Source organism: Halomonas sp. BC04, assembly GCF_000568385.1.
On the sequence record NZ_AZQX01000114.1, the window covers coordinates 1 to 9,560 of the forward strand.

Below are 9,560 nucleotides of genomic sequence, written 5' to 3' on the forward strand. Positions count from 1 at the left end.
GTCGTCGTGATAGCGGTCTTTCCGTTCTACTATGCGGTCAAGACATCCTTCACCCCCTCCAGCGAGCTTTTCCATGTCGAGCTATGGCCCTCTCGACTGGATTTCACCAACTACGTGCAGATCTTCACCCAGAAGAGCTTTCTGCAGGCGATCTTCAACTCGATCGTGGTTGCCACCAGCGTGGTGTTCATCGCCCTGCTGCTCGGTATCACTGCCTCCTATGCGCTGGGCCGCGTGCGCTTTCGCGGACGCAGCACCGTGCTGCTGGTGATCCTGGGCGTCTCGATGTTTCCCCAGGTGGCGGTGCTCTCCGGCCTGTTCGAGGTCATCCGCGCGCTCAACCTCTACAACAACCCGGGCGCGCTGATCCTCAGCTATACCATCTTCACCCTGCCCTTCACCGTCTGGGTGCTGACCACCTTCATGCGCCAGCTGCCCATGGAGCTGGAAGAGGCGGCGATCATGGACGGCGCCACGCCCTGGGTCATCATCACCAAGGTGTTCCTGCCGCTGATGTGGCCGGCCATGGCCACAACGGGACTGCTCGCCTTCATTGCCGCCTGGAACGAGTTCCTCTTCGCCCTGACCTTCACCCTCACCGACAGCCAGCGCACCGTGCCGGTGGCCATCGCCCTGCTCTCCGGTGGCAGCGCCTACGAGCTGCCCTGGGGGCCAATCATGGCGGCTTCGGTGGTGGTCACCGTGCCGCTGGTGATCCTGGTGATCATCTTCCAGCGGCGCATCGTTTCGGGCCTGACTGCCGGTGCCGTCAAAGGCTGACAATCTCATTCCAAGCGGGAAATCCTCGAGGGTGCCGGGGGCAGGTCGAAGCGAAGGTCTTTTGCCATGGATGGCAAAAATAGCGCCCAGGGAAGGGTTTACAGCGCCTTCGCGATGGTCCGGCACCCCGGGGCCTGCCGCCGGATCAGCCCCGAACGTGATGGGGCTCAAGGTTCACGAAAAATTGCCAGACTCCATCGCTTTCATTGACTCAAGGACTGCATCGATGCAAGACAACACCTTCTGGTGGCGCGGTGGCGTCATCTACCAGATCTATCCGCGCAGCTTCATGGACGCCAACGGCGACGGCATCGGCGACCTCGCCGGCATCACCGGCAAGCTCGACTATGTGGCGAGCCTGGGCGTTGACGGGATCTGGCTGTCGCCCTTCTTCACCTCGCCCATGCTCGACTTCGGCTACGACGTCAGCGACTACCGCGACGTGGACCCGATGTTCGGCACCCTGGATGACTTCAAGTCGCTGCTGGCCCGTGCCCATACGCTGGGCCTGAAGGTGATCATCGACCAGGTGATCAGCCATACCGCAGAGCAGCACCCCTGGTTCCAGGAGAGCCGTACCGACCGCGACAATGCCAAGTCGGACTGGTATGTCTGGGCCGACCCCAAGCCCGACGGCACACCGCCCAACAACTGGCTGTCCATCTTCGGCGGACCGGCCTGGACCTTCGACTCCCGGCGACGCCAGTACTACCTGCACAACTTCCTGACCAGCCAGCCGGACCTGAACTTCCATAACCCGGAAGTGCGTCGGGCACAGCTGGACAACATGCGCTTCTGGCTGGATCTCGGCGTCGACGGCTTCCGCCTGGATACCGTCAACTTCTACTTCCACGATGCCGAACTGCGCGACAATCCGCCGGTGCCGAAAGGGGCCGCCAAGACCCTGGGCGCCCCGGATGCCAACCCCTACACCTGGCAGCGCCACGTCTATGACCTGAGCCGCCCGGAAAACCTCGATTTCCTCAAGGAACTGCGCGCCTTGATGGATGAGTACCCCGGCACTACCACGGTGGGCGAGATCGGCGACGACAATCCTCTCGAGCGCATGGCCGAGTACACCGCTGGCGGCGACAAGCTGCACATGGCCTATACCTTCGACCTGCTCAACGAACCGCACTCCCCGTGCTACATTCGGGAAGTGCTGGAACGCTTCCAACGCCTGGCCGGCGACGCCTGGCCCTGTTGGGCACTGTCCAATCACGACGTGGTGCGCAGTGCGACCCGCTGGGGCGCCGAGGAAGACCCGCAGGCCTACCCCAGGGTGGCGCTGGCGCTGCTGTTCTCCCTGCGTGGCAGCGTGTGCCTCTACCAGGGGGAGGAACTCGGCCTGCCAGAAGCCGACGTGCCCTTCGAGCGGATCCAGGACCCCTACGGCAAGGTGCTGTGGCCGGAATTCAAGGGTCGCGATGGCTGCCGTACGCCGATGCCCTGGGACGATACGCCTCAGGCCGGCTTCTCGCGCACCGAACCCTGGCTGCCGGTGGCCTCACCTCACCTGGCGCTGGCAATTTCACGCCAGCAGGATGATCCGAGTTCGATGCTCAATGCCACGCGTCGCCTGTTGCAGTTCCGTCGCTCACAGCCCGCGCTGTTCGATGGCGACCTGAAACTCATCGATGTGGGGGATGAGCTCGTGGGGTTCGTGCGACAGCGTGGAGATGATGAACTCGTCTGCGTCTTCAACCTGACCGGCCAGCCCCAGAGCGCCGAGCTCCCTGAGGTCGATACGGCGCTGAAGGGTCACGGCTTCCAGCACGAGGTCGATGGCGGGAGGCTCACACTACCGCCCTACCAGGCTGCCTTCTTTCGCGCCGCCAGACTGAACACCAATGACCAGCAAGTTGAGCTGGAGGAAACGCCCCATGGCTAGCGTCACCCTGGAAAAGATCAACAAGGTATTCGGCAACACTCCCATCATCAAGGAGGTGGACCTGAAGGTCGGCGACGGCGAGTTCGTCGTCTTCGTAGGCCCTTCCGGTTGCGGGAAGTCGACCCTGCTGCGCCTCATCGCCGGACTGGAATCGATCACCGACGGTGAGCTATTCATCGGCAATGAGATCGTCAACGATCTGCCGCCCCGGGAGCGGGGCGTCGGCATGGTGTTCCAGTCCTACGCCCTCTACCCGCACATGACGGTCTACGAGAACATGGCCTTCGGCCTCAAGCTGGCCAAGGCGTCCAAGGAAACCGTGCACGAACGGGTGATGGCCACCGCCCGCATCCTGCAGCTGGAGGAGTTGCTCGAGCGTAAGCCCAAGGCGCTCTCCGGCGGCCAGCGCCAGCGCGTGGCCATGGGCCGCGCCATGGCCCGTGAGCCCCGCATCCTGCTGTTCGACGAGCCACTCTCGAACCTGGACGCCTCGCTGCGGGTTCAGATGCGTAACGAGATTGCCCGTCTGCACCATCGGCTGGGTTCCACCATGATCTACGTCACCCACGATCAGGTGGAAGCCATGACCCTGGCCGACAAGATCGTGGTGCTCAACGGCGGTCGCATCGAACAGGTGGGCAGCCCCCAGACGCTCTACCAGCAGCCCGCAACACGGTTCGTGGCCGGCTTCATCGGTTCGCCGACCATGAACTTCATGCCGGCAGAGCTGCTCGAGGCCAATGAAACCGGTTGTCGTATCCTCGCCAGCGGCATGGCGCCGCTCGACCTGCCCCAGGATGCCGACGGCCTGGCCAAGGGCGCCCGCCTGACGGTCGGCGTTCGCCCCGAGCACCTGCGACTTACCGAAGCCCAGGGCGAGAACAGCTTCGAGATCGTCAACGTGGAGTACCTGGGCAATGAGGTCTACGTCTACCTCGATCCCAAGGAGGGCGACACCCTGCTGATCCAGCGCAGCGAGGCCCCTACCCACTGGTCGGTCGGGCAGTGTGTCGCATTGAGCCCGGACCCGGCGCATGTCCACCTGTTCGACGGCGAGGACCGAGCGCTCCGGGTAAAGTCCGTCAGCGCCGTCGCATGACCCGGACTGTCCCGGCCACGGCCGGGACGGTATGCTTGGCATGCACTCATTAGCTGGGAAAGAAACGTGTCACAACCGGTCCGCCGTATCACCCTGAAGGATCTCGCACGAGAACTGGGCGTTTCCACCGCCACCATCTCCAACGCCTTCAACCGGCCGGACCAGCTGTCGCCGTCGTTGCGCGAGCGAATTCTCGACGAAGCCAAGCGGCTGGGCTATCGCGGCCCCGATGCCAAGGCCCGCAGCCTGCGCACCGGCCGTTCACGCATCATTGCGGTGCTTCTCGCCGAGAGCCTCACCTACAGCCTCAACGATGCCGTTTCCAGTGAGTTCCTCTCCGGGGTTGCCGAAGTTCTCGATGCCCAGGGCCATACCCTGCTGCTGCTCTCCGCGCGCCAGGCCCAGAGCCCGATCCCGGGCTCGGCAAGCATGGCAGACGGCTTTATCGTCTATGGCCTGATCCCCACCTCGGAACTGCTCGACTCGCTGCCCGTTCAGGCGTCACTGGTGGCGGTGGATTTCAATGTGACGGGCTACCCCTCGGTACATATCGACAACGAACCTGCCTGCTACGCCATCGCACGACACGCCCTGACGGCACTCCGGCCCAAGCGGCCAGGGATCATCAACCTGCGCCTGACCGCCGAGCCCTGCAATGGCTATATCACCCCCGACCATGCCCTGCTGCCGGCCGATCGCACCATTACCCGTGCCCGACTGACGGGCTTCAGCCGCGCCCTGGCCGAGCATGGCTTCGAGGCCGAGCAGGTGCCGATGTGGAATGTGGAGGAGAATACCTTCGACGTCTGCGCGCCGGTGATCGCGTCGATTCTCGACCTGCCGGACGAGGAGCGGCCCGACCTGCTGCTCTGCATGTCGGACCGTCTCGCGCTGACCGCCCTGACCCTGGCCGAAGAGCGGGGTATTCGCGTTCCCGAAGACCTGCGGCTGACCGGCTTCGACGGCATCGCCGAAGGGCAGTACCGGGCACCGAGGCTCACCACGGTGTGCCAGGAGAGCCATGCCAAGGGACGCCTGGCGGCCCGCATGATCCTGAGTCTCGAGGAACCGCACGCCAAGATTCTGCACACCGAACTGCACATCGGCGACACCTGCCCCTGACATCCGGCACTGCTTGCATATTGCTTGCACGATTCCTGACGATTGGCTGCATCGCATGGTAGATGATGGCGTGGCCGTCACCCGTCTTGAGTCTCCCTATGCCTCGTCACGCCGCCGCTGACCGCGCGCCGTATCCCCCCGGCTCCCTTGTTCGACAACGGGGCCGCCTCTCGCTGGGTCCCCTGCTGGCACTGCTGGTACTGGCGAGCGGTCTGCTGCTGGCCTGGTGGCTGGTCAGCCAGCCTCCACGGGTGGAGCGCCGCGCTCCCGTCGAGGCACCGCCTCCGCTGGTGGATGTCGTCACGGTACATCAGCGTGCCGCGGCACCGTCACTGCACGGCTTCGGTCGTGTGCAGGCCGAGCGCGAGGCCCATCTTTCCAGCCGGGTCGCCGGCCAGTTGCTCGAGTACTTTCCGAACACCCTTCCCGGCATGGTGGTGGAGGCCGGCTCACCGCTGGCCCGGCTGGACGACACCGATTTGCAGCTCTCCCTGCGCGAAGCCGAAGCGGCCCTGGCCCAGGCCCTGGCCCAACTGGCCATGGAGCGGGGGGAACAGCAGCGCGCCCAGTCCGAGTATCAAAGTTTCGGTCGCGACCTGCCCGCCGACCGGCGAGCCCTGGTACTGCGTGAGCCTCAGCTGCGCATCGCCGAAGCGGAAGTCGAACGCGCCACGACAACCCGAGACCGGGCCCGTCTCGATCTGGAGCGCACGACCCTCATCGCCCCATGGCGTGGCATGGTGCAGTCTCGTCTGCTGGGCGCAGGCAGCGAAGTCTCCAGCGGCACCGAGCTGCTGCATCTGGTCGATGTCTCGCGCTTCTGGGTCCGGGTCTCGCTGCCCGGCGAGGCGATGGGCTGGCTGGACGCCGCAACGGGCGACGCACCCGGCAGCCAGGTGACCATCAGCAGCCGCAGCTGGCCTGCCGGCCAGGAACGCCGGGGCGAACTGATCGCCATACTGCCGACGTTGGAAGAGAACGGCCTGCAGGCCCAGCTGCTGGTGGCGGTGGACGATCCCCTCGGCCTCGAGCAGGGCTCCCCCGCCCTGCGCCTCGGCGATGTGGCGCGGCTGGCATTCACCTCCCGCCCCCGGGAGGGGCTCTTCATGCTGCCGGCAGCGGCGCTGCGTCCCGGCGACGAAGTCTGGGTGCTCGACGATGAAGACCGCTTGCGCCGCCGGTCAGTCTTGGTCCTGCACCGTGGCGACGAGCGAGTGCTGGTCGAAGAAGGCCTCGAGGAGGGTCAGCGCATCGTCACCTCCCAGCTCGGCCAGCCCCGCGAGGGCATGCGCCTTCGCGCGCGGATCGCCGACAGCGAGCGCCCAGCCGGAACCGACGGGGGTCACGACGCATGATGCGCCGCGGCCCCATCGCCTGGATGGTTAATCACGGCGTCGCCCCCAACCTGCTGATGCTGCTGCTGATCCTCGGCGGCCTGGCGGCATCGACCATGATCAAGAAAGAGGTCTTCCCCGATTTCGAGCTGGAGATCATTCACGTCGCCATCGGCTATCCCGGCGCCACCCCCGGGGAGGTGGAGCGCAGCCTGCTGCTGCCCATGGAGGCGGCGCTGGCCGACGTGGATGGCATCGACGAACTGACTGCCACGGCCAACGAAGGGGCCGGGCGGATCTCCGCCACCCTGGTCGAAGGCATCGAGGTGATGCGGGTCTACCAGGAGATCCAGCAGGCCATCAATGCGATCACCACGCTGCCGGCAGCGGCCGACCCGGCGCGCTTCAGCCTGGCAGGCCGCTCGCGCAGCGTCATGAGCCTTCAGCTGCATGGCTGGGTGGACGAGCGGCTGCTGCATGAGGTTGCCGAGGATATCCGTGCCGAGCTGCAGGCAGCCTCCGGGATTTCACGGGTCGAGCTCTCGGGCACTCGGGACCGGGAGACCCAGGTGCTGCTCGATGAAGAGGCCATGCAGCGCTACGGCATTGAGCACCGCCAGCTGGCGAGTCGCATCGGCGACGAAGCCCTGGACCTGGCCGGTGGCCGGCTGGCCACCGGCCAGGGGGAGTGGCTGATTCGCTACCAGGGTCGTCGCGACGATACCCGCGGCTTCGCCGACCTGCCGATCCTCGCATGCCGGACGGGGGACAGCTGCGACTGGGCGATATCGCCCGAGTGGTGGACGGCTTCGCCGAAACCGATAGCGAAGTACTTTTCAATGGCGACCCGGGTATCAGCCTGGAGGTCTACCAGATCGGCAACCAGACGCCGATCGGTATCAGTGACGCCGTCACGGCACAGCTCGAGCAACTGCGGGCAGGGCTTCCCGAAGGGGTCAGCCTGAGCGTGTCACGGGACACTTCCGAGGTCTATCGCGACCGCCTCTCGCTGCTATTGAAGAACGCCTGGCTGGGACTGGCGCTGGTGCTGGTACTGATGGCGCTGTTCCTCGAGGCGCGCCTGGCCTTCTGGGTTACCCTGGGCATTCCCACGGCCTTCCTCGGCGCCATGCTCTTCCTCCCCTGGCTGGGCGTGTCGATCAACATGATGTCGATGTTTGCCTTCATCATTGCGCTGGGCATCGTGGTCGACGATGCCATCATGGTGGGCGAGAACATCCACAGCTATCGCGAACAGGGCCACTCCCTGCGCGAGGCTGCGGTGCGCGGCGCCAGAGAAATGGCCATGCCGATCAGTTTTGCCATTCTCTCCAATATCGTCGCCTTCCTGCCGCTGCTGTTCCTGCCCGGTTTTCTGGGCATGATCTTCGCCGTGGTTCCGGTGGTGGTGATCACGGTATTCCTGGTCTCCTGGCTGGAGGCGCTGTTCATCCTGCCCGGCCACCTGGCCCACCGGGCCGGGGGCCGGGCAGGCTCGCCCTGGCTCAAGCCGCTGGATCGCCTGCGCCGGACGCTGCAGGGAGGGCTGTCCCATTTCACCCAGCACCAGTTCGCCCCTTTCCTTCAGCGTGCCCTGGATCAGCGCCTGCTGACCGTCTGCCTGGCCATTGCCCTGCTGGTCGTCGCCATCGCCTGGGCCATGAGCGGTCGTCTCGGCTTCTCGCTGATGCCCCGGGCCGAGTCGGACCGGGTTCAGGCCACGGTCACCCTGCCGGTCGGCAGCCCCATCAGCGAGGACCGCCGGGTGCGTGACCAACTGCTGGAGAGTGCCCAGGTATTGAGCCAACGGGAGGATGGCCCGCACTTCTCCGCCACCCGCGCCCAGATCGACGGTGATCGCCTGAACGTGCGGCTCACCCTTGCGCGTGACAGCCTCGACGACTGGCCGCCTTCACGAGTGGCCCGGGCCTGGCGGGAAGAAGCCGGCGAATTCACCGGGGTCCAGTCGGTACGCTTCGAATCCGATTTCGGTGGTCCCGGCCAGGGGGCCGACCTGACCCTGCGTCTCTCGCATCCCGACAGTGGGGCACTGGAATCCGCCGCGACCCGCCTGGCCGAGGAGTTGGCCCAACTCGATGGTCTGACCGATATCGACAGCGGCCTGGCCGACGGCAAGCCACAGCTGGAGATCCGGCTCTCTCCGGAAGGCCGTGCCATGGGCCTGACCGGCGCGGATCTCGCCGGACAGCTGCGTGGCCCGCTGCAGGGCGTCACCGCGATAGAGCAGTTCATCGGTCGTCACGAGATCAGTGTCGTCGTCAGGCTGCCCGGGAGCGACAGGAACAGCCTGAGCGACCTCTACCGGCTGCCGATCCACACGCCGGATGGTGCAACGGCGCCCCTCCACCGGGTGGCCGATATTCACCTGGGCCGTGCCGCCACGACACTTCAGCGTATCGATGGCCGACGCATCATCAACGTCACCGCCGATGTGGCCAGCGAGGCTCAGGTCAACCAGGTGCTGGGCACGCTCCAGGCCGATGTCTTTCCCGCCCTGCAGGCCGGCTGGCCGGGGCTGGAGGTCGCTCCTGGCGGCCGCCAGCAGGAAACCGCCGACAACGTCTCGGCACTGACCCAGGCCACCTGGCTGACCTTGATCGCCCTCTACGCCCTGCTGGCAATTCCCTTTCGCAGCTATCTGCAGCCGCTGCTGGTGCTGGCCGCCATCCATTCGGGGTGATCGGTGCCGTGGCCGGCCACATGATCATGGGTTACGGGCTATCGGTCATCAGCCTGATGGGCATGCTGGCGCTCTCCGGCGTGGTCATCAACGACGCCCTGGTCCTGATCGACTATGCCAACCGGCGCCGGCGGGAAGGCATGGGCGCACGCGAAGCCATTGTCGCCGCGGCAACACGCCGCCTGAGGCCCATCATGATGACGACCATGACCACCTTCCTCGGGCTTGCCCCGATGATCTTCGAGACCTCTCGTCAGGCCCGTTTCATGATCCCCATGGCCATTTCACTGGGCTTCGGCATGCTCTTCGCCACCGTGATCCTGCTGGTACTGGTACCCTGCCTCTACCTGATGCTGGAAAGACTGCGCGAACGTATCCATGGCCGCCAACTCACCACCGAGTCATTGGAGCCCACCCGATGAGCCTTAGCCTCCCCCGCCCTGCCGTTTCACGCCTGGGAATCAAGCTGTTCGTGATCATCCTGGTGGTCAACGTGGGCATCGCCGGGCTGGTCTTCCTGGCCGTATCGCGCAGCCTGGATCGCGGCTTCATCGATTACCTGGAAACCACCCAGGCCAGCCGTGCCGAGACCCTGGCGGAGGGCCTCGGACAGGAGTGGGCAAGGCGTGGCGG

General features: G+C 65.5%; 5 protein-coding genes and 2 pseudogenes. All 7 read left to right on the forward strand.

Annotation, left to right across the window (positions count from 1 at the left end; genetic code table 11):
• On the forward strand, window positions 1–780 hold a 780-nt coding region (locus tag Q427_RS08175), incomplete at its 5' end, for a carbohydrate ABC transporter permease (protein ID WP_051496228.1).
• Window positions 781–1,006: 226 nt separating this feature from the next.
• Window positions 1,007–2,671: an alpha-glucosidase gene (locus tag Q427_RS08180; RefSeq protein WP_051496229.1), complete on the forward strand. Its 1,665-nt coding sequence runs from the start codon at window positions 1,007–1,009 to the stop codon at window positions 2,669–2,671.
• Window positions 2,664–3,770 (forward strand): ABC transporter ATP-binding protein, encoded by a 1,107-nt coding sequence (locus Q427_RS08185; protein ID WP_043512782.1) that lies wholly within the window; start codon window positions 2,664–2,666, stop codon window positions 3,768–3,770. Before Q427_RS08180 ends, Q427_RS08185 begins: the two co-directional genes overlap by 8 nt.
• A 66-nt stretch (window positions 3,771–3,836) precedes the next feature.
• Window positions 3,837–4,892 carry a LacI family DNA-binding transcriptional regulator gene (locus tag Q427_RS08190; protein WP_231613539.1) on the forward strand — a complete coding sequence of 352 codons (1,056 nt, stop codon included), beginning with the start codon at window positions 3,837–3,839 and terminating at the stop codon, window positions 4,890–4,892.
• 98 nt (window positions 4,893–4,990) lie between these two features.
• Window positions 4,991–6,247, forward strand: coding sequence for an efflux RND transporter periplasmic adaptor subunit (locus tag Q427_RS08195; protein ID WP_051496230.1), 1,257 nt, complete (start codon window positions 4,991–4,993; stop codon window positions 6,245–6,247).
• Window positions 6,244–9,349: pseudogene (locus Q427_RS08200) on the forward strand (efflux RND transporter permease subunit). Before Q427_RS08195 ends, Q427_RS08200 begins: the two are co-directional and overlap by 4 nt.
• Window positions 9,346–9,560: pseudogene (locus tag Q427_RS08205) on the forward strand (two-component sensor histidine kinase); the annotation flags it as partial. The pseudogenes Q427_RS08200 and Q427_RS08205, both read left to right, overlap by 4 nt.

What these genes read in the sequence shown, in the direction of transcription:
- Q427_RS08195 (WP_051496230.1), top strand. Translation starts at nt 4,991, where the DNA reads ATGCCTCGTCACGCCGCCGCTGACCGCGCGCCGTATCCCCCCGGCTCC.
- Q427_RS08180 (WP_051496229.1), top strand. Translation starts at nt 1,007, where the DNA reads ATGCAAGACAACACCTTCTGGTGGCGCGGTGGCGTCATCTACCAGATC.
- Q427_RS08185 (WP_043512782.1), top strand. Translation starts at nt 2,664, where the DNA reads ATGGCTAGCGTCACCCTGGAAAAGATCAACAAGGTATTCGGCAACACT.